Source organism: Aureimonas pseudogalii, from assembly GCF_014196835.1.
Taxonomy (GTDB): Bacteria; Pseudomonadota; Alphaproteobacteria; order Rhizobiales; family Rhizobiaceae; genus Aureimonas; species Aureimonas pseudogalii.
Genome location: NZ_JACIEK010000002.1, coordinates 293,784 through 314,348, shown reverse-complemented (window position 1 = coordinate 314,348; position 20,565 = coordinate 293,784). Strand labels below are relative to the sequence as shown.

The window sequence follows — 20,565 nt, the reverse complement described above, 5'->3', positions numbered from 1 at the left end:
AAAACGTTGAGATCCGGCGACGGTCCCGCCGCCGGATCTCGCCTTCACTCGAATACGGTCGTTCAGGCGCCGACGATCGTGCCACCGTTGGGGTGCAGAACCTGCCCCGAGAAGTAGGAGGCGTCGTCGGAGGCGAGGAAGAGCAGCGCGGCCGCCACCTCGTTGGGCTGGCCGGCACGCTTCATCGGCACCTGGCTACCGAACTCGGCCACCGTCTCGGCGTCCATCGCCATCGGGATGAAGGGCGTCCAGATCGGGCCGGGCGCGACGCCGTTGACGCGGATCTTCTTGTCCATGAGGTTCATCGCCATCGAGCGCGTGAAGGCGGTGATGGCGCCCTTGGTCGAGGAATAGTCGATGAGGGTGTCGTTGCCCTTGTAGGAATTGACCGACGTCACGTTGACGATGGCGGCGCCCGGCTTCAGATGGTCGAGCGCGGCCTGCGTCATGTAGAAATAGCCGTAGATGTTGGTCTCGAAGGTCTTGGCGAGCTGCTCCTCGGAGATCTCGCGCAGGTCCTCTTTCTCTTCCTGGTGCGCGGCGTTGTTGACGAGGATGTCGAGCTTGCCGAACGCGGCGACGACCGTCTCGACCGCCTCGCGGCAGAAGGCCTTGGAGCGCACGTTGCCGGCGATCAGCATCGCCTTGCCCCCTTCCTTCTCGACCAGCGCCTTGGTCTCCTCGGCATCCTCGTCCTCGTCGAGATAGAGGATCGCGACGTCGGCCCCTTCGCGCGCGAAGGACACGGCCGTGGCGCGCCCGATGCCGCTGTCGCCGCCGGTGATGATCGCGGTCTTGCCCTTCAGCCGGCCGGAGCCGGGAAAGCGCGGCGCGTAGTCCGGCCGCGGGTCCATCTCGTGCTCAAGGCCGGGATCGCGGTCCTGGTGCTGGGGCGGAAAGTTCGTCATGTCGGCAGTCCCTTCACGTTCACAGACGGGCGGCGCACCGCCCGGGTCGCAGGGGGAAGCCGCCCGCCGCCGGGACGTTCCGCGAGCACGGAGCGCGGAAACCTTGGCCGGGCAAGGATGGCCAGGCGAGCGAGACGCTCGCCGGGAAGAGAGATCGAGGTGGGAACCGCGGCGTGCCCAGGTTCCCGTTCGGTGCCGTCTGGCCGGCGCAGGGGCGCGGATTAGCTCGCAGACGACGAAGGCACGATCCGCTCCTGCCACCGTCCCCCGCACCGCCGCGCCCGCTCGCCGAGGCTCGGAACCGAAACCGGAGATCCCCCATGCCCGAGCTTTCCCCCGCCCCCGACCATGCCGGACGCGACGCACGCATCGCGATCAACACCTACACGACGGTGCTGCGCCGGCCGAAAGTCCCCCACGAATTGTTCGCAACCTACTGGCGGGACGTCCATGGCCCGCTCTGCTCGCGCCTTCCCGGCCTCGGCTGGTACGTGCAGACCCATTTCGACCGCGAGCAGGATGCCCATCTCTTCCCGGCGATCGAGGGAATCGCGGCCTTCGCCGACTACGAACTGGACGGCGGCGTCGAGATCGGCTTCGAGAGCGTGGAGGGCCAGTCGGCCTTCGACGCCGCCTGCCCCATCCTCTTCGCCGACGAGCAGAACATGTTCGCCGCGACCGTCGCCTATGCCTTGCCGCGCGGCTCGACGACGCTGAAAGATCTCGTGGCCGAGCCCTCGCCGAACGGCGACGACGGCCTCGACCGGATCCACCTCCATTTCGGCGCCGTTCATACGGACGGCCCTGCCTTCGCCGAGCGCATCGACCGGTTCGCCCGTGCGCTCGCCGCCGAGGACGCGGTGCTCAAGGCGCGGCTCCACCTGCCCGAGGTCTACGACAACGCCGCGCCGGCGCCCCCGGCGCCGAAGGTCGACCACACCGTGCCGCCCGAGCGGGCGCGCATGGCCTTCCTGGAACTCGCCTTCGCCTCGCCGCGGACGCGGCGCACCTTCTACGCGTCCAATGCCTTCGCGGCGGCCGCTGCGGGTCTGGCCGACCATGTGGCCTTCGCCTCGGCCTTCGCCTCGGCCTTCGCGGTCAGCGGCGTCTACGTCTACGTGAGGGACGGGGCCCTGACGCTCGCGGGTCTGCGCGGCAGCCGCCCGGCCCAACTGATCGAACGCCTCGGCGCGATCAACCAGGTCGGCGACGACGTGTGCCACCTCCTGCGGACTGGCCGCCTCAAGGAGGCCGCGTAAACGACATGCGTCGGCGCGAGCGGTCGGCGTCGCTGGCGGCGCGGGTCGCGATGCGCGTTATTCGCGGCGCGGTCGAACGAATTGCCGGCTACGCGATTATAGCGGCAGACCAACGGTCGCGCTTGCAATCACCGCGGCCAGCTTTGAATCGAAGGAGACGACCGTCATGGACAAGAACCGGATCGAGGGCGCTGCCATGGAACTCGGCGGCAAGGTGCAGGGCGCGTTCGGCGATGCCGTCAACTCGGACCGCGATTCGGTGCAGGGCCGCGTGCGCGAGGCCGAGGGCGTCGCCCGCAACCTCTACGGCCAGGCCAGCGACACGCTGCGCGAGGCCGGTACCGAAGCCTCGCGCTACGCCTCGCATCTCTACGAGGATGCCGGCGAGTATGCGCGCGACGGCAGCCGCATCGTGCGCCGGCAGGTGCGCGAGAACCCGGTCTCGGCGCTCTTCGTCGCGGGCATCCTGGGCTTCCTGCTCGGGCTGATCGCGCGCGACCGCCACTGAGCGCCCTTTGCTTGCGGCCGCGCGCAGATCGGCGCCGCGGCCGCGAAGGCGCGCGGACCTTGCGTCGGACCCGGCCGGAAACATCCGTCAGTCGGCCGCCACGGGGCGGGCCCATCACGATCCCGCCGTCGATTGTTTCTGCGACGTCACGATTGCGGGCGCTTCCATCGCCGCCGGAAACATTCTCGCTCCGAATTGAAGAACGCCATCGACGCGACCGCCCCGTGGCGTCCGTTCGGTGGAATCCGTTCAACCCGCTCCCGCCAGCCCCTTCAGCCGATAGAGCGCCTCCAGCGCCTCGCGCGGGCTCATCGCGTCGGGATCGATGCGGGCGAGTTCCGCGAGCGCGGCGGGGGGGGCGGCCGGCGCTGCGGGCCGGGCGTTGAGCGCGGCGAAGAGCGGCAGATCGTCGATGAAGGCGGTGCGGCGCTCGCCTTGTTCGCTCTTTTCCAGCTGCGTCAGAACCTGGCGGGCCCGCTCCACCACCGCCGGCGGCAGGCCGGCGAGGCGCGCCACCTGGATGCCGTAGGAGCGGTCGGCGACGCCGGCCGTCACCTCGTGGAGGAAGATCACCTCGCCCTCCCACTCCTTCACCCTCACCGTGGCGTTGGAAAGGCGCTTGAGGCGCGCGGCGAGCGCCGTCATCTCGTGGAAATGCGTGGCGAAGATCGCCCGGCAGCGGTTCACCTCGTGGAGATGCTCCACCGCCGCGAAGGCGATCGACAGGCCGTCGTAGGTCGCCGTGCCCCGGCCGATCTCGTCGAGCACCACGAGCGTCCTCTCGCTCGCCTGGTTGAGGATCGCGGCGGTCTCGACCATCTCCACCATGAAGGTCGAGCGCCCCTCGGCGAGATCGTCGGAGGCGCCGACGCGGGAGAAGAGGCGATCGACCACGCCGATATGGGCCGAGGTCGCGGGCACGAAGGCGCCGATCTGCGCGAGCACGGCGATGAGCGCGTTCTGGCGCAGGAAGGTGGACTTGCCGCCCATGTTGGGGCCGGTGATCAGCCAGATGGCGCCGCCGCCCTTGCGGCCCGAGCCGGCGGGCGGCGAGAGATCGCAGTCGTTGGCGACGAAGCGTGGCCCCGCCGACGCCTTCAGCGCCGCCTCCACCACCGGATGGCGACCGCACTCGACGCGGAAGGCGAGACTGGCGTCCACGACCGGGCAGCACCAGTCGGCGGCGACCGCCAGATCGGCGAGTCCGGCCGAGACGTCGAGCACGCCGAGCGCGGCCGAGGCGCGCTGCAGCGCCGGCGCTTGCGCCAGAACGGCGGCGCGCAGCGCATCGAAGGCCTCCAGCTCCAGCCGCAGCGCCTCCGTGGCGGCCTCGCGGATGCGCGTCTCGAGATCGGCGAGTTCCAGCGTCGAGAAGCGCATGGCCGAGGCCAGCGTCTGGCGATGGGTGAAGCCGCGCCCCTCCTCCTTGGGCACGGCGAGGAGCGTCGGCCCCTGCGCCTCCGGCACCTCGACGAAATAGCCGAGCACGTTGTTGTGCCGGATCTTCAGCGCACGAAGGCCGGTCTCGCTCGCGTAGCGCGCCTGCAACTCGGCGACGACGCGGCGCGAATGGTCGCGCAGCGCCAGCGCATCGTCGAGCGCGGGCAGCGCCCCGGCGCGGATGAAGCCGCCGTCGCGCCGGTTCACCGGCAGCGCGTCGCCGAGCGTCGCGGTGAGCCACTCGGCGAGCGCCGTGGGCAGCGCCGCGAGGTCGCGGAGCGCCTGTCCGAGTTCGCGCGGCAGGCCCGGCGCGGCTTCCAGGGCAGCGAGATCGGCGGCGCGCCGCAGCGCCTCGGCCAGCGCGCCGAGATCGCGCGGGCCGCCGCGGTCGAGCGAGAGGCGGGCGAGCGCGCGTTCGAGATCGGGCAGGCCGCGCAGCGTCTCGCGCAGCGCCTGGCGCAGGCCCGCCTCCGCGACGAAGAAGCCGACGCTGCCCTGGCGCTCGGCGATGTCAGCGGGGTCGGTCAACGGAAAGGCGAGCCGCGCCGCCAGCAGCCGTGCGCCCGCGCCCGTGACGGTGCGGTCGATCGCGGCGAGGAGCGAGCCGCTCCGCTTGCCGCTCGCGGTGCGGATGAGTTCGAGGCTGGTGCGCGTCGCCGCGTCGATGCGCAGGAACGAGCCGGCCTCGACGCGCTCGGGCCGCGCCAGCGCCGGCCGCGCCTTCAGCTGCGTGCGGCCGAGATAGGCGAGAAGCGCGGCGGCGGCCGCGAGCTCGGGCCGTCCGAAGGCGCCGAAGCCCTCCAGCGTCGCCACCTCGTAGAAGCGGCAGAGGCGCTCGGTGGCGGTGGCGCCGTCGAAGAGCTGCGCGGGCTCGAAGCGCACGCGCCGCCCGAGCCGCGCGAAGAGCGGCGCCAGGCGCTCGTCGCGCGAGAGCGTGTCGGGCACCACGATCTCGGAGGGCTCCACCGCCGCGATGTCGGCGCCCAGCGCCTCCAGCGTCGAGGCCGCGACCCGGAAGGAGCCGGTGGAGAGGTCGCTCCAGGCGAGCGCCCATTCGCCGTCCGCCCCGCCGAGGCGCGCCATCGCCATCAGGTGGTTGGGCCGGCCGGGTTCGAGCAGCGTCTCCTCGGTGATCGTGCCGGGCGTGACGAGCCGCACGACGTCGCGCTTCACCACCGACTTCGAGCCGCGCTTGCGCGCCTCGGCCGGGTCCTCCACCTGCTCGCAGACGGCGACGCGGAAGCCCTGCGCGATGAGCTTCTGCAGGTAGTCGTCAGCCGAGACCACGGGCACGCCGGCCATCGGGATGTCGGCGCCCAGATGCTTGCCGCGCTTGGTCAGCGTGATGCCGAGCGCGCGCGAGGCCTCCACCGCGTCGTCGAAGAACAGCTCGTAGAAATCGCCCATCCGGTAGAAGAGCAGGCAGTCGGCATGCGCCGCCTTGATCGCCAGAAACTGCGCCATCATCGGCGTCGACGCCGGCTCGGGGGCACCGGCTTCAAGATCGCGGTCGGGTCGCAGGATTTCCAGCATGCGTCAGGGATAGCCGAGGGGAGGCTGCGAGGGAAACCGCCGGGCGGCTCGGTGCGTCGACACTCCCCAGGATTCACAGGCCCTCCCCCAGCACCGACGCCGATCTCGCGCGGCCGATCTGCCGTGCGTTCAGCCTCTATTCAGCGCGCACCTGCGAAAAGCCTCGTGCGGCTGCGGCGGGAGTTGCTTTCCAACCTCGTGCCGCCAACCTATGTTGCACCGACGCAACCTCACCCGACCGACGGCCGACGCGCCGTCCCGCGAAAGAGCCCCATGAGCCAGATCCGCCACGACCTCCTGCGTTTCCTTCGAGCCGGCGCGCTCGGAGCGACCGCGATCGTCGCGCTGGCGGGCGCCGACGCGGCGCGGGCGCAGACCGGCGAGACCGTCAACGTCCACCAATACGCGGTCGACCATCCGGTCGCCGACGTGTCGATCCCGTTCACCCCCTCGCTCGGCGCCTCCGTGCCGCAATCGGTGCAGCTGGCGACGATCGGCGAGAACCCGGTCTACGGGTATTTCTACTACGAGGGGCGCCCGATCATCGTGGAGATGGCGACCCGCGCCGTGGTGCGCCTCGACTAAAAACGGGCGCGGCAGGAGCGCCGGTCTCGATCGGCGGCCGTCCTCGTTCGAAGGTCAGGCCGCGCTGCGGCCGGCCTCGCCGCCGAAATGGGCGATGTAGCGCTGCTTGATGTTCTCCACCGGCAGCACCACGAGCACGTCGGTCGTGTTGAACTGGCGGTCCACCACCGCGTCCTCGCCGATATAGCCGCCGAGGCGCAGATAACCCTTGAGGAGAGGCGGCAGGCCGCCGAGCGCACGCTTGGGGTCGGCGCAGACCGCCGAGGCCGCGAGGCGCACGCGGCGCTCGGGGACGGCAGCGACGCGCCAGTCCTCGGGGGCGCCCGCGTTGTCGCGCAGGAAGGCGAGCGGCGCGGCGAGCGCCGCCGTGTCAGTGCCGCTCAGCGAGGCGCAGCCGAACAGGACGTCGATCCGGTGTTCGAGGATATAGGCGTAGATGCCCTGCCAGAGCAGCTCCACCGTGCGCTTGGAGCGGTAGTCCTTGAGGACGCAGGAGCGGCCGAGCTCGAGGAAGCGCTTGCCGGGATGGCGCGCCACCAGCCCGTCGATCTCGAACTCCTGCGCGGTGTAGAAGCCACCGGTGTTGCGGGCCTGCGACTGGCGCAGCAGCCGGTAGGTGCCGACGATCTGGCCGGCGGTCTCGCCCGCCCGCGCGCGGTCGAGCACGAGGAGATGGTCGCAGTTGCGGTCGAACACGTCGCGGTCGCGCCGCGTCATCTTCTGGATCGGCGAGGCCTTGGCGTTCATCTCCTCGTAGAAGACGTGGTAGCGAAGCTCCTGCGCGGCGCGGACCTCGTCCTTGGAGCGGGCGAGCCGAACCTCCATCGAGCCGAGCTGGCCGAGCACCGGCGAGTTGGGGTCGAGCGGCAGGTCGGTGCGGCGCTGCGAGGCCGGAAGCATCGACTTCATGATCGTTCCCAGCGGCTCCGCGATCCGCGCGACCCTGGCGGTGCGCGTCTCGATCCTGACATAGGCACCCATCGTTCAACTCCCGTCCCGCGCCGCTCGGCCACGCCTGCCCGATAGCGAGCGAGCGCGACAGGCGCATGACGGCCGATCGGCCCGTGACGGTCAGACTGGCGCGCGATGGCGCCGAAATGGTGGCGGGATCAAGTCCGCGTGACCGCGAGACGGGTGTCCGTCGAGCGATCAGGTCGGCTCGGCCTCGCCGCGCTTGCGGCGCCGTGCCACCACGAACTCGTCGAGAAGGATGAGCGCGGCGCCGATCGTGATGAAGGCGTCGGCGAGGTTGAAGACCGCAAAGCTCCAGACCGGCGTGTGGAAGAGGATGTAATCGACGACGTAGCCGAGCGACACGCGGTCGACGAGATTGCCGATCGCCCCGCCGACGATCACCGCGAAGCCGATCTGGCTGAGGCGGCGTTCGGGCGGCGTGTTCCACCAGAGCCAGCCGACGAAGGCGAGCACCATTGCGGCGAGCCCGGCGAGCCCGAGCCCGTGCAGGTCGTTCAGCATCGAGAAGGCGATGCCCTCGTTGCGGGCGTGGAAGAGGGCCAGAAAGGGCAGGATCTCGATGGCCTCGCCGAGACCCATATGCTCCACCACGAGGCGCTTCGCGAGCTGGTCGGCGGCGACCGCCAGCGCAACGAGGGTGAAGCCGGAGAAAAGGCGCGCGATCACAGCTTGAGGCTCCCCCGGCGCGCCTCGAAGATCATCAGGCCGGTCGCCACCGCAAGGTTGAGGCTGTCGGCGCGCCCGACCTGGGGAATGCGCACCAGCGTGTCGCAGGCCCCCGCCAGCGGCTCCGACAGGCCCGACTGCTCGTTGCCCATGACCAGCATCGTCGCGCCCTTGCCGTAGGCGGGCGTTCGATAGTCGGTCTCGCCGCGCATGTGGGTGCCGACCACCAGCCCGCCGAAGCCCTTGCGCATGGCGAGGAAGGCTGGCTCGTCCATCCGCGCCACGGGCACCGAGAAGATCGAGCCCATCGTAGCGCGCACCGCCTCGAGCGAGAACGGATCGACGCATTCGCCCACCAGCACCACGCCGCGCGCCCCCGCGGCATCCGCGGTGCGCAGGATCGTGCCGAGATTGCCGGGGTCGCGCACCCGGTCGAGCACCACGAGCAGCCCGTCGCGCCCGAGATCGATCCGCTCCGCCCGCACCGCCTTCTGGCGGAAGACGCCGATGGCGCTCTGCGGATTGTCGCGCCGGGCGATCGCGGCCAGCACCTTGTCGCTCGCCTCCAGGAGATCGGCGCCGACCGAGACGGCGCGCGCCGCGGTCTTCGAGAGAAGCTCGTTGTGAAGCTGCGACCTCGCGACGATCAGCGTCTCAAGCTGCCAGCCGGCGTCGAGCGCGTCGATGGCGAGCTTCAGCCCCTCGGCGAGGAAGAGGCCCGTCTCCTCGCGGTGCTTCTTCAGGGCGAGGTTGCGGATGTCCTTGACGATCGGGTTGGAGACGCTCGTCACCTCCTTGACGCGGCCGGGCGCGACGGTCGCCGGCTTCTGTTCGGGGCGGCGGGAAGGCGGGGCGGCGTCGTCGCGGTCTCGGGTCAAGCGGACACCCATCTGGAAAAGAGCGAGGTGGAGAGAAGGCGGGCGTCCTCGCCCGCCTCGCGGATCACGAGTTCGCCCGATTCGACCCGCCCGCCGAGGCCCCGGCACTGCTCGCCCATGAGGGCGGCGAGCGAATAGAAGGACGAGCGAATGGAATAGGCGGTCAGCACGAGCGCCAGCGGGCGCTCCGAGAGAAGCCGGCGCATGAGCGAGAGGAGATAGGGCAGGTCCTCGAAGATCTGCCAGACCTCGCCCTTCGGCCCGCGCCCGAATTTCGGGGGATCGAGGAGGATGACGTCGTAGCGCGAGCCGCGCTTGGCCTCGCGCTCGGCGTAGCGCACGGCGTCCTCGCAGATCCAGCGGATCGGCCGCTCCGCGAGACCGGCGATCTCGGCGTTCTCGCGGGCCCAGGCGATGGCGCGCTTGGAGGCGTCGACATGCGTCACCTCCGCGCCGGCGCGCGCCGCGAGCAGCGAGGCGAGCCCGGTGTAGCCGAAGAGGTTGAGGACGCGCACCGGCTCGGCGCCCGCGCCCCGCGCCGCCTCGATCGCGTCGGTCATGAAGCGCCAGTGGACGGTCTGCTCGGGAAACACGCCGACATGGCGGAACGAGGTGAAGCGGCCGAGATAGGGCAGCGCGTCCTGACGCATCGGCCAGGTCTCGCCGATGTCGGTGCGGGAGAAGCGCCAGCGCCCGGTGCCTTCCTCGTCGGTGTCGCCGGTGAAGACGGCGTCGGCACGCTCCCAGTCGACGCCGACACGGCGCGGCCAGATCGCCTGGTTCTCGGGGCGTCGGATGGTGAGCGTCCCGTAGCGCTCGAGCTTCTCGCCGTCGCCGGAGTCCAGAAGCGCGTAGTCGGCGGTGGGCTCGACGGTGAGCACCAGCGGCGCGCGAAACTCGGGCCGCGGCCCGGCGGGCCAGACGACCGGCGGTCGGTCGCGGCGGCCCTCGCTCGCCCGCTCCTCGGCGCTCGGGCGCGGCGGCGCGGGCTCAGGAGCCAATGCAGCGGCCGGTGCCGGGCGGCGAGTTCGCTCGGCCGTCTCCGGGCGTCGGGGCGCGCCGGCGGCGCCCGGTCGGCCCTCGCGCCGGGGTGCGCCCGCGCCGCGCTTGTCGTTTCGGTTCTTCGTCATCGCACCGCTCTTAGCCCAAGGGGCGGGACCGCCGCAAACCGGGGGAGCCGCCTAGAGCCCAAGAAACGGCGGGAGGGGCGTGGATGGCGCCGGGAAGCGCTTGTGAAAGGCGGCTTGCAGCGCCAATCTCCCGGCAGCCGGCCGTTCGAAGCCGGCGGCGAAGTCCGGGAGAGACCGACGATGGATCTGCAAGGCGAACACCGCATCCCCGCCCCCCGCGAGACGGTCTGGACGCTGCTCAACGACCCGGAGGTGCTCAAGGCCTGCATTCCCGGCTGCCAGTCGCTGGAGATCACGGGCGAGAACCGGATGGCGGCCACCGTGGTGGCCAAGGTCGGGCCGGTGAAGGCGACCTTCGCGGGCGAGGTGCGGCTCGAAAACATCGTCGCCCCCGAAAGCTATTCGATCACCGGCGAGGGCAAGGGCGGCATCGCGGGATTCGCCTCGGGCGGCGCGGACGTGCGCCTCGTGGAGGACGGCACGGACACCGTGCTCACCTACGTCGTCAAGGCGCAGGTCGGCGGCAAGATCGCCCAGCTCGGCGGACGGCTGGTGGATTCCAGCGCCAAGAAGCTGGCGACGCAGTTCTTCGATTGCTTCGCGGCACGCTGCGTGGCCGGCGATGACGCGGTGACGGTGGGCTGACGCTAAGCCGAATCACCCGGCGAGGAGCGCCCTCTCGGCATTCCTGAACTCGTCAGATCGAGCCGATCGACGGCGCAGGCCAGTCGACTGCCCCGGTATCGCCCATCGGCACTACGGCGTCGCTTCGCTGCCGTAGTCCATGGGACTTGCGTTGATATCTCGATGCTTTCGCGTCTGTCGCGCGACAGCGTCTCGCCTCAGGCGGCGACGCCGGGTCCGGTGAGCGCGCGAGACGTCGAGGCAGGCGTCATCGCGTTCGCCAAGGCCGCCTGCTTCGCCACGTCCTCGCGATCGCGCTCCTCGCGCAGGCGACGCAGGCGCTCGTTGGAGAGTTCGACCTCGTGGCGCAGGTTCTCGACCTCGCGCCGGCGGCGGGCCGACTTGGCGCGGTAGTGGCTCTGCGTCATCCAGGTGCCGAGGCCCCCGAGCAGCAGGCCAGCGATCAGCGATCCGATGAGCAGCACGAAGAGCGGCGCCTGGAAGGCCAGCTGCGGCAACGTGCCGATGGGATCGAGCGAGACGCTGATGTCCTCGCGATTGGCGACGCAGAAGACCACGAGCAGAATCGCCAGCGGCACCAGGACGATGAAGGACACGATCTTCGAGATCATCGGCGTTGGGTTCCCGCAAGCGTGGTCTGTTCGCACGAACCAGCCGCGCCGGATCGTCGGGTGAGACATAACGGCCAAACGTTCGGCGTCAATCGGGGGCGGCGTCAATCGCGGGGACGTCGATCGAGCGGGCAACGAGCCGAGCGGAGCGTGCGGGAGCCAGCCGGGCCGACATCGCGGCAGATCTGTCGGCCACAGAACCGGTGTCACGCCCGGCCTTCCGGCAGAGGCGGCGATCGAACCACCGGGGGGCAACCATGGGCACCCGCCGTGTCGTGGCCGATGGGTACGAGCAGGGCCGCCCCACGGCCGGTATTCTCGCTCGACCCGCCGTCAGTCGGCCGCGCTCAGGCGTCCTCGTTCAGCCGCTCGCGCAGTTCCTTGCCGGTCTTGAAGAAGGGCACCCACTTCTCCTCCACCGCCACCGATTCGCCGGTGCGCGGGTTGCGCCCGGCGCGCGGCGGCCGGTTCTTGATGGAGAAGGCGCCGAAGCCGCGCAGCTCGACGCGGTTTCCATCGCACAAAGCCTGCGTGATCTCGTCGAAGATCGCGTTGACGATCGTCTCGACGTCGCGCTGGTAGAGATGGGGGTTGCGACTGGCGATGATCTGGACGAGTTCGGACTTGATCACGGCGTTTCCTCGAGCCTCCGGCGGCGTGGGACAGATCGGCGCCGGGCTTCGACCTTGCGACAAACCTATCGATAAATCAACAGGTTGCAGACCACTCGGGATACAACTCAGCGGGCCGGAGGCTGCCAGAGCGACACCATCCCGTCAAGGTGACCGGCGGCCCGCGACAGCGCCTGCCCGAGATCCCCGGCCTTCGGGTCGAGCCCGGCCATCTCGTAAAGCGCGGCGCGTGCGCCGGTGAGGAAGCCGAAGCGCCCATCGTCGGACTTCGGCTCGCGCTCGACGATCTCGAGGCCGCGCGGCACGCCGCGCTCCTCCTCGAACCAGCGGCGCAGCTCGGCCTCGCCGCCGAGCGCATCGACGAGGCGGTTGGCGAGGCCCTGCTCGCCCGTGAACACCGAACCGTCGGCGAGCGTGCGCACCTCAGCCTCGCTCATGGCGCGGCGCTCGCCCACGAGGCGCACGAACCAGGCGAAGGAATTGTCGACGAGGCGGCCGATCATCTCGCGCGCGCCGGGCGCGGCGGGCGCGAAGGGCGAAGGCTCGGCCTTCAGCGGCGCCGACTTCACGGCGTTCACGTCGACGCCGATGCGCCCGAGCAGCACGGAGGCGTCGACATACTGGAAGATGACGCCGATCGAGCCGACGATCGAGGAATGATGCGCGACGATCCGGTCGCTCGCCATCGCCACCATGTAGCCGGCCGAGGCCGCGAGCGTGCCGACCTCGGCCGCCACGGGCTTCACCTCGGCGAGCGCGCGCACGGCATGGAACAGCGTCTCGCCGCCCACGGTGGTGCCGCCGGGCGAATCGACCTTGACGATCACGGCGCGCACGCTCCGGTCGTCCTTCAGGTCTTCGAGGAGGTCGAGCATGTCCTCGTCCTCGGTGATGAGGCCGCTGATCTCGACGCGCGCGATGCGATCCCCGACGCCCCCGGCACCCGGCCGCCAGCCGGAGGCCGCGGCGGCAGCCAGGGCGGCGAGGCCGAGGGCGAGCACGGCCGCAAGGCGCCAGAACCCCAGCTTGCGGCGAAGCCGACGACGATCGATGATGCCCTGCGCGTCCATGTCGTCGCTTCCGTTCCCGCCTCGCGGGGCGTTGCCTCGCCCGCGGCCGGAGCGATACGATGGCCGCCATCGCTTCACAAGGCGGGGCTACGACCGGCGAACCGTCGCTTAACCATGTAAAAACCCCATATACGCTAGAAGGGAGCGTCGCGGGGGACGACAGGCAGCGCGCCCCGCACGACCGCCGCCCTTTTCGCGCCGCGACCCATTCGAGGAAACAGGACAAAACTTGGACGGCAGCAACGACCAGAGGAACCGCGCGCGCAGCGACAACACGCAGACGATCCGCGTCGGCGACGCGCCGCTGTCGCAGCGCTCCGAACGCGAGTTCCAGCGGGCCGACCGGCACAGCCGAACCGTGCGCTGGCTCAAGGTCGGCCTGCCGACGCTCGCCACGCTCATCGTCGCCGGCGCGCTCCTCGCCACTTGGCTGGCGCGCACGCTGCCGGCCGACGTCGCCTTCGCCTCCACCAGCATCGTCGACGGGCGGCTGGTGATGCAGGACCCGCGCATGTCCGGCATCGACGGCAACGAGCGGCCCTATTCGATGATCGCCGACCGCGCCATCCAGGCGCTCGGCGGATCGGGCATCGATCTCGAAGGCGTCAACGCCAACGTCTCGATCGACGAGAACACCACGGCGACGCTGAGAGCGACGAAAGGTCGCTACGAGACGCAGGCCAACACGCTGCGGCTCTTCGACCAGATCTCCGTGGAGACCTCCAGCGGCATCCGCCTGACGCTCGCCAGCGCCGACGTGTCGCTCGCCGACGGCCGGATGACGGGTACCGGCCCGGTCGACATCACCACGCCCAGCCAGCGGCTGGAAGCGGGCAACGTCGTGGTCTCGCAGGGCGGCAAGGCCGTGTCGTTCCGCGACCGGGTGAAGCTGACGCTGCTGCCGAACGCCCCCGCCGATTCCAGTCCTGCCCCTGCCCCTTCCCAAGCCACCGGGGCCGAGCCCCTCTCCAGCGAGCCCTCCCCATGATCGCGATCCTTCGGCCCCCTACCGCTTCCTTTCTGGCCGTTCCCCTCCGCGCCGTCCCTCTCGTCGTCGCTCTCGGCCTCGGCCTTGCCGGGCTGGCCTCGCCCGCCCTCGCCCAGCAGAGCCCGGGCCTCGGCTCCTCCTTCGGCGGCCTGCAGGTGCAGGGCGACCAGCCGATCGCCATCGAATCGAACCAGCTCGACGTCGACGACGCGCAGGCGCTCGCCACCTTCTCGGGCGACGTCAGCGTCCGTCAGGGCCAGACCTCGATGAACGCCGAGAAGCTGCTCGTGCACTACGTGCGCAAGGCCGAGACGCCGGCCGCCGGCGCCGCCCCAGCGGCCCAGCCCGCCTCCACCGGCAGCAACATGCCCGGCGGCTCCAGCGACATCAGCCGCCTGGAGGCCACCGGCAAGGTGACGATCAAGTCCGCCGACCAGGTGGCCACCGCCAACCGCGCCGATTTCGACATGGCGACGCAGGTCGCGGTGCTTTCGGGCGACGTGGTGCTGAGCCAGGGCAAGAACGTCGCCACGGGCTGTGTGCTGCGCATCAAGATGGACACCGGCGTCGCCCGCCTGCAGAGCAAGGATTGCGGCGGCGCTTCGGGCGGCGGGGGTGCGGGCGGGCGCGTGCGCATGCTGCTGACGCCGGGCGCCGGCCAGCCCTGAGCCTCCCGACCGGGCGGGCCGCCGGATCCGATGTCCGATCCGGCCCGAACGGCCGTGCGGGCCGGACGCCGTCGCGGCGCCGTTCGATCCCGCACGGCCCGATCTCGGGCGAGTCCGATTTGAGGGGCGGCCTGACACCGGCCTGCCTCGCCCGGGGCCTGACATTTCCGCGTGATCCCGCCCCGTCCGGGCGCCGGGATCCTTCCCCTTCGAGGACGCCGCGTTGACCCGACCCTCCGACATCACCGCCGCCGACGGGTTTCCCGCCGCCCGTCCCGCAGCAGAGGGGCGCCCGGAGGCCCGGTGGGAGTCCGATCCGGCAGCGCCGGACGCCCGCGACCTCGACCCGCGCTCCGGCCTTCCCGGCATCGAGACGGGGCGCACGCCCGCCGAGAGCCACCCGTCCGCCGGCACGCTGGTGGCGCGCGGCATCACCAAGACCTATCGCGGCCGGCGCGTCGTCGACAGCGTCGACGTGGCGGTGCGGCGCGGCGAGGCGGTGGGCCTGCTCGGGCCGAACGGCGCGGGCAAGACGACCTGCTTCTACATGATCACCGGCCTCGTGCCGGTGGATGGCGGGCGCATCGAGCTCGACGGCCACGACATCACGGCCGTGCCGATGTATCGCCGCGCCCGGCTCGGCATCGGCTACCTGCCGCAGGAGGCCTCGATCTTCCGCGGTCTCTCGGTGGAGGACAACATCCGCGCCGTGCTCGAGATGGTGGAGCCGAGCAAGCCCGAGCGCGAGCGCCAGCTCACCGCGCTGCTCGAGGAGTTCCGCATCGCGCATCTGCGCAAGCAGCCCTCCACGGCGCTCTCGGGCGGCGAGCGGCGGCGCTGCGAAATCGCCCGCGCGCTCGCCTCGCGTCCCACCTTCATGCTGCTCGACGAGCCCTTCGCCGGTGTCGATCCGATCGCCGTCGCCGACATCCAGGAGCTGGTCCGCCACCTCACGCGGCGCGGCATCGGCGTGCTCATCACCGACCACAACGTGCGCGAGACGCTCGGCCTCATCGACCGCGCCTACATCATGCATGCCGGCGCGGTGCTGACGCATGGCCGCCCGCAGGACATCGTGAAGGACGCCGACGTGCGCCGCATTTATCTCGGCGAGCAGTTCACCTACTAGAGCCTTTTGCGTGAAAGCCACGTCGGCTTTCATGCGGGACGATGCGGCCAACAGAGACCTGGAGTGGATGCGGTGAACCCGTTCGCCGGATCGGTTCCCGGTCGCGCCGCTTGCGTTGCGGTCCCCCCTTTCGCGCCCGCTGCTGCTTCGTGATCGCGCAGCGTGCCCGCGCGTGAGTCATGCCTCGCTTGACAAGCAAGTTCGGGACCAGTCTCCTGTGCCTGAGCCGGCACTGCCGGCGCGTCGGTCCCTACCGGCGCAACCACGCCCGGAGGGAGGCAGGACGGATCATGAACCTGTCGGTCGGTCTCCAGGTCCGCCAGAGCCAGTCTCTGGTGATGACGCCGCAGCTGCTTCAGTCGATCCGCCTGCTTCAGTTCCACCATGTCGAGCTTCAGGCCTTCCTCGAACGCGAGGCGGAGGCCAATCCGCTGATCGAGCTCGCCGCGCCCGGCCTCGACCCTTCGGGCGAGGCGCCGTTCGGCGACGCTTCGACCGGCACGGACGGCGACGCGCCGCCGGTCTGGGCCGCGGAGGCGCCGCCCGGCGCGGTGACGGGCGAGGACGGCGGCGCGCAAGCCTTCACCGATGCCACCCATTCCGGTGCCCTGCCGCATCCCGACGACGGCGAGGCGTTCCTGGCCGCACCACGCGAGCTGGTGCGCGGGGGAGCAGGCGCCGGCGAAAGCGGCTTCGACGATCGCCTGGAAGGCCTTGCCGAGGCGCCAGCCTCACGCTCCGCTCACGCCGTAACGGAGATCGCCGACATCATCGCCGACGCACGCGAGCGGCGGATCGCCGAATGGGTGTTCGCCGATCTCGACGAGGCCGGCTACTGCCCGGCAGACTGGGCGGAGCGCGCCGAGCGCCTCGCCCTGCCGCGCGCGGCCGCCGAGGCGATGCTGGCGCGGCTGCAGGCGGCGGCGGAGCCCGCCGGGCTCTTCGCGCGCGACCTCGCCGAATGCCTTGCGATCCAGCTGCGCCGCCGCGGCCGGTTCGATCCGGTGATCGCCGCGGTGCTGGCGCATCTGCCGCTGCTCGCCCGGCGCGACTTCGCCGCGCTCGCCCGGCTCACCGGCGAGGACGAGGCCGGGCTTCTCGACATCCTGCGCGAGATCCGCACGCTCGATCCGCGCCCCGGCGCAGGCCTTGGGATCGGCGCCGGGCTCGGGCGGACCGAGGCCGTGCTGCCGGACGTCGTGGTGCGGGCGATGGCGAACGGGGCGGGCTGGCAGGTCGACCTCAACGCCGCCGCCTTTCCCCGTCTCCTCGTCGACCAGCGCTACGTGCAGACCGTGCTGGCCGGCGAGCCCACCGCCGACGAGCGCGCCTTCGTCAGCCGCTGCCAGCAGAACGCCACTTGGCTGGCGCGCTCGCTCGATCAGCGCGCCCGCACCATCCTGAAGGTCGCCACCGAGATCGTGCGCCGCCAGGACGGCTTCCTTCACGAAGGCGTGTCCGGCCTCAAGCCGATGACGCTGATGGACGTCGCGGAGGCCGTCGGCCTGCACGAATCCACCGTCAGCCGCGTCACCGCCAACAAGTTCATGGCGACCCCCCGGGGCACGGTGGAGATGAAGTTCTTCTTCACCGTGGCGATCGCCGCCAGCGATGGCGGCGAGGCCCATTCGGCCGAGAGCGTGAAACTGCGCATCGCCCGGCTGATCGGTGCGGAAGGGCCCGGCGCCGTGCTCTCCGACGACGACATCGCCGCCGCCCTGAAGGGCGAGGGCATCGACCTCGCGCGCCGCACGGTGGCCAAATATCGCGAGGCGCTCGGCCTGCCCTCCTCGGTGCAGCGCCGCCGCGAGATGAACGCTCGGCGTCTCGCCGGCTGAGCGAAACCGGGTGCCCGCCCGGCCCGCCCGCTTGGCTTCCCACCGGCGCACCGGCGCGAAATTCGTCGCCTCCCGCCCGGTTCGCTCTATCGCCCGCTCCAGAATTGGTCTCGAATGGCCGGCGTGCCGGCGCCTGGAACGAAAGGCGGCGGGAAGCCTTCGAAAGAGGGAGCGCCCGTCTTCGATCTCGTTCCCCGTGGAGGACGGTCGCCGGCTGATTGGAAGGAGAATCGCATGGGACTTCGTGTTACGGGCCGACACATGGACGTCGGCGAGGCCTTTCGCACCCGCATCGAGGAGCGCCTGGACGAGCAGGTCGGAAAGTATTTCGACGGCAAGTTCACCGGGTCCGTCGTGGTGTCGCGAGAGGCGTCGCGATACGCCACCGACTGCACGCTGCATCTCGACAGCGGCGTGTATTTCCAGGCCGCCGGTGAATCCCACGATCCCGAGTCCAGCTTCATCGAAGCGATGGAGAAGATCGAAAAGCGCCTTCGCCGCTACAAGCGCCGGCTGAAGGACCACAAGGCCGCCGCCAACACCTCGCGCGAGGTCGCCTACACCGTGATCTCCTCGGTTCCCGACGAGGACGAGGAGGTCGCCGAGGACTTCGCGCCCGCCGTGATCGCCGAGACCTCGCTGATCGTGGGCACGATGAGCGTCGCCAACGCCGTGATGGAACTCGACCGGCGCGACAGCCCGGTGGTGGTGTTCAAGAACGGCATGACCGACGAGGTGAACATCGTCTATCGCCGGCCGGACGGGAACATCGGCTGGATCGACCCCTCGACATTGCGCGCCAAGGTCTGATACCCGGCGCACCCATCGGACGGGTGGTGGCCAGAGCGGCCGCTACCCGTCCCACGCGTACCGACCCCGGCGGGCGACCGCCGGCGGGCCGGGGTCGATCCACCGACGGGTGTCGGCGCGACGGCGTCAGGCGAAGGGCAGACCGAAGTTGCATCTCTCCGACCTCATCGCCGAAGACGCCATCCTTCCCGGCCTTCGCTCGCATTCCAAGAAGCAGGTTCTGCAGGATCTCAGCGAGCGGGCCGCCCTTCTCACCGGCCTCGAGGCGCGGGAGATCTTCGAGACGGTACTGGCGCGCGAGCGGCTGGGCTCCACCGGCATCGGCAACGGCATCGGCATTCCCCACGGCAAGCTCGCCACGCTGCCGCGCATTCGCGGCGTCTTCGGCCGCCTGATCAAGCCGGTAGACTTCGAGGCGCTGGACGACCAGCCGGTGGATCTCGTGTTCCTGCTGATCGCCCCGGAAGGGGCGGGCGCCGACCACCTGAAGGCACTGTCGAAGATCGCGCGCATGCTCCGCCACCCCCAGACGGTGCGCGAGCTGCGCGCTTCACGCGACGCTGCGGCGCTTCACTATCTGATGACGCAGGATCCGGCCGCGGCCTGAAAGGTCGCGCGGCCACGGCCGAACCGAGAGCATTTCCAGGGAAAGCCAAATCGGCGTTCACATCCGAAAAATACAGCAAACAAACAGCTGGAATCGCTCCGGTGAACCGCTTTTCGCCGAACCGACTCCTGACATGACGACGCCGGCTCCGGGGTTCAATCCGAAGCCGGCGCGGCCGGTGAATTCATCGGGGATCGCCGTCAGTGCAGGCTGACGGTCAGAAGCTCGTTTTCGGTCGCGCTCGCCAGGATCGAGCCGCGATCATCGGACACCGCGAGCGGTGTGCCATCGGCCGAGAACAGCGCCCAGAGCTTGATACCGGGGCGGATCGATTGGGCGGAGGGGAAGCGCGCACGGATGTCGTCGGACGACATACGGCGCAGATAGGCCAGATGGCCTTCGCCGATCGCCGCCAGATCGCCTTCGGAAACTGCGGAAGGCATGCACGTCGTAGACTGAAACTGGGTCATCAATCGTCTCCTTGAAAGGCAAACGGGAGAAGGCGGCGTGGAGTTCAATCCTCGACGGCGATCTCGATCTTTTTCACCACGCGCTCGGGCTGGGGCTTGGCGAGGTCCACCATCAGAAGCCCGTTCTTCAGCTGCGCCCCGAGAATTCGCATTCCGTCGGCAAAGAGGAAGCTCTTCTGGAACTGGCGGGCGGCGATCCCGCGATGGAGAAACTCGCGATCCGCCCGGTCGCTTTGCGAGCCCCGGATGGTCAGCTGGTTCTCCTCGGTGGTGATCTCCAGATCCTCCGGCCGGAAGCCGGCCACCGCGAGCGTGATGCGGATCGCTCCGCCGCGCTCGCCGGCCTCGCCGGGGGCCAGCCGTTCGATATTGTAGGGCGGATATCCGTCGCTGCCCTTCCCGATCCTCTCGAGCGTCTTCTCGACGCCGTCGAAGCCGAGCAGCAGCGGGTTGGAAAACGGAGCCATCCTGTTCATCTCAGCCAAGCCCTCGTGACAAGCGACTTTCGTCGCGAAAGGCCCTCGATGAGGCACCCTCCGCGTTCCCCTGCGATATGGCGTGGGCCGGGGCCGCCTTCAATGCCGGCGCCCCGGCCCGTCCATCAAGAACCCGAAAGCTTGATGATCCGCTAAGCGCCTCAGGACACCCCGGCCTCGAAGCGCATCGCCACGCCGTTGATGCAGTGACGCTTGCCGGTGGGCTTGGGCCCGTCGTCGAAGACGTGGCCGAGATGACCGCCGCACTGGGCGCAGTGCACCTCGGTTCGGGGATAGACCAGCACATAGTCGGTGTGCGTGCCGACGCTGGCGTCCACCGCCTCCCAGAAGCTCGGCCAGCCCGTGCCCGAGTCGAACTTGGTCTCCGACGAATAGACCGCGTTGTCGCAGCCCGCGCAGTGGAAGGTGCCGGCGGTCTTCACGTCGTTGAGCGGGCTCGAGAAGGGCCGCTCGGTCGCCTCCTGGCGTAGCACCGCATAGGCGTCGGGCGAGAGCTTGGCCTTCCAGTCCGCATCGCTCATCTGAACGGGGAAGGTCCCGCTCGCGGCAGCGCCGGCGCGCGACCAGAGACCGAGTCCGACGAGGCCGAGCGCCCCGGCTCCGAGAAATTCGCGTCGACGCATGGCGACCTCGCAAGACGTGTTTCGAAGGTGAAGAGATGGCCGGCGAGGCCGCCGCCGGCAAGGCGTCCCGTCGCAGCACGAGCCGCAACGCACGA

At 70.3% G+C, this 20,565-nt stretch carries 22 protein-coding genes; 10 read left to right on the top strand and 12 right to left on the bottom strand.

Annotation, left to right across the window (positions count from 1 at the left end):
- Window positions 1-62: 62 nt before the first annotated feature.
- On the bottom strand, window positions 63-908 hold the full coding sequence (locus GGR04_RS08020) for an SDR family oxidoreductase (protein WP_183199318.1): 846 nt from the start codon (window positions 906-908) through the stop codon (window positions 63-65).
- A 320-nt stretch (window positions 909-1,228) separates the two neighbouring features.
- Between GGR04_RS08020 and GGR04_RS08015 the strand changes: the two genes are divergently transcribed.
- Together GGR04_RS08015 and GGR04_RS08010 are read left to right on the top strand one after the other, a co-directional pair.
- On the top strand, window positions 1,229-2,167 hold the full coding sequence (locus tag GGR04_RS08015) for an EthD domain-containing protein (RefSeq protein ID WP_183199317.1): 939 nt from the start codon (window positions 1,229-1,231) through the stop codon (window positions 2,165-2,167).
- 166 nt (window positions 2,168-2,333) lie between these two features.
- Window positions 2,334-2,675 (top strand): CsbD family protein, encoded by a 342-nt coding sequence (locus GGR04_RS08010; RefSeq protein ID WP_183199316.1) that lies wholly within the window; start codon window positions 2,334-2,336, stop codon window positions 2,673-2,675.
- A gap of 249 nt (window positions 2,676-2,924) precedes the next feature.
- Here GGR04_RS08010 and mutS read toward each other — a convergent pair whose 3' ends face one another.
- Window positions 2,925-5,648: a DNA mismatch repair protein MutS gene (gene mutS, locus GGR04_RS08005; RefSeq protein ID WP_183199315.1), complete on the bottom strand. Its 2,724-nt coding sequence runs from the start codon at window positions 5,646-5,648 to the stop codon at window positions 2,925-2,927.
- 273 nt (window positions 5,649-5,921) lie between these two features.
- Between mutS and GGR04_RS08000 the strand changes: the two genes are divergently transcribed.
- Window positions 5,922-6,233, top strand: coding sequence for a DUF1236 domain-containing protein (locus GGR04_RS08000; RefSeq protein ID WP_183199314.1), 312 nt, complete (start codon window positions 5,922-5,924; stop codon window positions 6,231-6,233).
- Between the two features lie 54 nt (window positions 6,234-6,287).
- Here GGR04_RS08000 and olsB read toward each other — a convergent pair whose 3' ends face one another.
- The 4 genes from olsB to GGR04_RS07980 form a co-directional block, all read right to left on the bottom strand.
- Window positions 6,288-7,214, bottom strand: a complete 927-nt coding sequence (gene olsB / locus GGR04_RS07995; protein ID WP_183199313.1) for a l-ornithine N(alpha)-acyltransferase — start codon at window positions 7,212-7,214, stop codon at window positions 6,288-6,290.
- A gap of 168 nt (window positions 7,215-7,382) precedes the next feature.
- Window positions 7,383-7,871 (bottom strand): signal peptidase II, encoded by a 489-nt coding sequence (lspA, locus tag GGR04_RS07990; protein ID WP_376769838.1) that lies wholly within the window; start codon window positions 7,869-7,871, stop codon window positions 7,383-7,385.
- Window positions 7,871-8,752, bottom strand: a complete 882-nt coding sequence (locus GGR04_RS07985; protein WP_246392943.1) for a TrmH family RNA methyltransferase — start codon at window positions 8,750-8,752, stop codon at window positions 7,871-7,873. The genes lspA and GGR04_RS07985 overlap by 1 nt, the downstream gene beginning before the upstream one ends.
- Entirely contained in the window at window positions 8,749-9,882 is a 1,134-nt protein-coding gene (locus GGR04_RS07980; RefSeq protein ID WP_183199310.1) for an RsmD family RNA methyltransferase, read from the bottom strand. Before GGR04_RS07980 ends, GGR04_RS07985 begins: the two co-directional genes overlap by 4 nt.
- Before the next feature lie 180 nt (window positions 9,883-10,062).
- Between GGR04_RS07980 and GGR04_RS07975 the strand changes: the two genes are divergently transcribed.
- Window positions 10,063-10,527 carry an SRPBCC family protein gene (locus tag GGR04_RS07975; protein ID WP_183199309.1) on the top strand — a complete coding sequence of 155 codons (465 nt, stop codon included), beginning with the start codon at window positions 10,063-10,065 and terminating at the stop codon, window positions 10,525-10,527.
- Window positions 10,528-10,724: 197 nt separating this feature from the next.
- Here GGR04_RS07975 and GGR04_RS07970 read toward each other — a convergent pair whose 3' ends face one another.
- The 3 genes from GGR04_RS07970 to sppA form a co-directional block, all read right to left on the bottom strand.
- Window positions 10,725-11,138: a lipopolysaccharide assembly protein LapA domain-containing protein gene (locus tag GGR04_RS07970; protein WP_183199308.1), complete on the bottom strand. Its 414-nt coding sequence runs from the start codon at window positions 11,136-11,138 to the stop codon at window positions 10,725-10,727.
- A 347-nt stretch (window positions 11,139-11,485) separates the two neighbouring features.
- A complete protein-coding gene (locus tag GGR04_RS07965) occupies window positions 11,486-11,770 on the bottom strand; it encodes an integration host factor subunit beta (protein ID WP_183199307.1) in 285 nt (94 codons plus the stop codon).
- Window positions 11,771-11,877: 107 nt separating this feature from the next.
- Window positions 11,878-12,840: a signal peptide peptidase SppA gene (gene sppA, locus GGR04_RS07960; protein ID WP_183199306.1), complete on the bottom strand. Its 963-nt coding sequence runs from the start codon at window positions 12,838-12,840 to the stop codon at window positions 11,878-11,880.
- A 229-nt stretch (window positions 12,841-13,069) separates the two neighbouring features.
- On the opposite strand from sppA, the gene GGR04_RS07955 reads away from it, so the two are divergent.
- The 6 genes from GGR04_RS07955 (at window position 13,070) to ptsN (ending at window position 18,880) form a co-directional block, all read left to right on the top strand.
- Window positions 13,070-13,828 carry an LPS export ABC transporter periplasmic protein LptC gene (locus GGR04_RS07955; RefSeq protein WP_183199305.1) on the top strand — a complete coding sequence of 253 codons (759 nt, stop codon included), beginning with the start codon at window positions 13,070-13,072 and terminating at the stop codon, window positions 13,826-13,828.
- Window positions 13,825-14,496: an LptA/OstA family protein gene (locus tag GGR04_RS07950; protein ID WP_183199304.1), complete on the top strand. Its 672-nt coding sequence runs from the start codon at window positions 13,825-13,827 to the stop codon at window positions 14,494-14,496. The genes GGR04_RS07955 and GGR04_RS07950 overlap by 4 nt, the downstream gene beginning before the upstream one ends.
- Window positions 14,497-14,863: 367 nt before the next feature.
- Window positions 14,864-15,625, top strand: coding sequence for an LPS export ABC transporter ATP-binding protein (lptB, locus tag GGR04_RS07945; RefSeq protein ID WP_183199406.1), 762 nt, complete (start codon window positions 14,864-14,866; stop codon window positions 15,623-15,625).
- A 290-nt stretch (window positions 15,626-15,915) separates the two neighbouring features.
- A complete protein-coding gene (gene rpoN, locus GGR04_RS07940; protein WP_183199303.1) occupies window positions 15,916-17,463 on the top strand; it encodes an RNA polymerase factor sigma-54 in 1,548 nt (515 codons plus the stop codon).
- Between the two features lie 234 nt (window positions 17,464-17,697).
- Window positions 17,698-18,273, top strand: coding sequence for a ribosome hibernation-promoting factor, HPF/YfiA family (gene hpf, locus GGR04_RS07935; RefSeq protein ID WP_183199302.1), 576 nt, complete (start codon window positions 17,698-17,700; stop codon window positions 18,271-18,273).
- Between the two features lie 148 nt (window positions 18,274-18,421).
- Window positions 18,422-18,880: a PTS IIA-like nitrogen regulatory protein PtsN gene (ptsN, locus tag GGR04_RS07930; RefSeq protein WP_183199301.1), complete on the top strand. Its 459-nt coding sequence runs from the start codon at window positions 18,422-18,424 to the stop codon at window positions 18,878-18,880.
- A 200-nt stretch (window positions 18,881-19,080) separates the two neighbouring features.
- On the opposite strand, the gene GGR04_RS07925 is transcribed toward ptsN, so the two are convergent.
- The 3 genes from GGR04_RS07925 to msrB form a co-directional block, all read right to left on the bottom strand.
- Window positions 19,081-19,350: a BQ00720 family protein gene (locus tag GGR04_RS07925; RefSeq protein ID WP_246392926.1), complete on the bottom strand. Its 270-nt coding sequence runs from the start codon at window positions 19,348-19,350 to the stop codon at window positions 19,081-19,083.
- Window positions 19,351-19,394: 44 nt separating this feature from the next.
- The gene (locus GGR04_RS07920) at window positions 19,395-19,826 is read right to left on the bottom strand and encodes an Hsp20 family protein (RefSeq protein WP_183199300.1); all 432 of its coding nucleotides are present in this window, start codon (window positions 19,824-19,826) and stop codon (window positions 19,395-19,397) included.
- 161 nt (window positions 19,827-19,987) lie between these two features.
- Complete coding sequence (msrB, locus tag GGR04_RS07915) at window positions 19,988-20,470, bottom strand: peptide-methionine (R)-S-oxide reductase MsrB (protein WP_183199299.1); 483 nt, start codon at window positions 20,468-20,470, stop codon at window positions 19,988-19,990.
- Window positions 20,471-20,565 lie beyond the last annotated feature (95 nt).

Coding starts and splice junctions, on each gene's coding strand:
- GGR04_RS08020 (WP_183199318.1), bottom strand. CDS start 908: ATGACGAACTTTCCGCCCCAGCACCAGGACCGCGATCCCGGCCTTGAG.
- GGR04_RS08015 (WP_183199317.1), top strand. CDS start 1,229: ATGCCCGAGCTTTCCCCCGCCCCCGACCATGCCGGACGCGACGCACGC.
- GGR04_RS08010 (WP_183199316.1), top strand. CDS start 2,334: ATGGACAAGAACCGGATCGAGGGCGCTGCCATGGAACTCGGCGGCAAG.
- mutS (WP_183199315.1), bottom strand. CDS start 5,648: ATGCTGGAAATCCTGCGACCCGACCGCGATCTTGAAGCCGGTGCCCCC.
- GGR04_RS08000 (WP_183199314.1), top strand. CDS start 5,922: ATGAGCCAGATCCGCCACGACCTCCTGCGTTTCCTTCGAGCCGGCGCG.
- olsB (WP_183199313.1), bottom strand. CDS start 7,214: ATGGGTGCCTATGTCAGGATCGAGACGCGCACCGCCAGGGTCGCGCGG.
- GGR04_RS07980 (WP_183199310.1), bottom strand. CDS start 9,882: ATGACGAAGAACCGAAACGACAAGCGCGGCGCGGGCGCACCCCGGCGC.
- GGR04_RS07975 (WP_183199309.1), top strand. CDS start 10,063: ATGGATCTGCAAGGCGAACACCGCATCCCCGCCCCCCGCGAGACGGTC.
- GGR04_RS07970 (WP_183199308.1), bottom strand. CDS start 11,138: ATGATCTCGAAGATCGTGTCCTTCATCGTCCTGGTGCCGCTGGCGATT.
- sppA (WP_183199306.1), bottom strand. CDS start 12,840: ATGGACGCGCAGGGCATCATCGATCGTCGTCGGCTTCGCCGCAAGCTG.
- GGR04_RS07950 (WP_183199304.1), top strand. CDS start 13,825: ATGATCGCGATCCTTCGGCCCCCTACCGCTTCCTTTCTGGCCGTTCCC.
- rpoN (WP_183199303.1), top strand. CDS start 15,916: ATGAACCTGTCGGTCGGTCTCCAGGTCCGCCAGAGCCAGTCTCTGGTG.
- hpf (WP_183199302.1), top strand. CDS start 17,698: ATGGGACTTCGTGTTACGGGCCGACACATGGACGTCGGCGAGGCCTTT.
- GGR04_RS07925 (WP_246392926.1), bottom strand. CDS start 19,350: ATGACCCAGTTTCAGTCTACGACGTGCATGCCTTCCGCAGTTTCCGAA.
- GGR04_RS07920 (WP_183199300.1), bottom strand. CDS start 19,826: ATGAACAGGATGGCTCCGTTTTCCAACCCGCTGCTGCTCGGCTTCGAC.
- msrB (WP_183199299.1), bottom strand. CDS start 20,470: ATGCGTCGACGCGAATTTCTCGGAGCCGGGGCGCTCGGCCTCGTCGGA.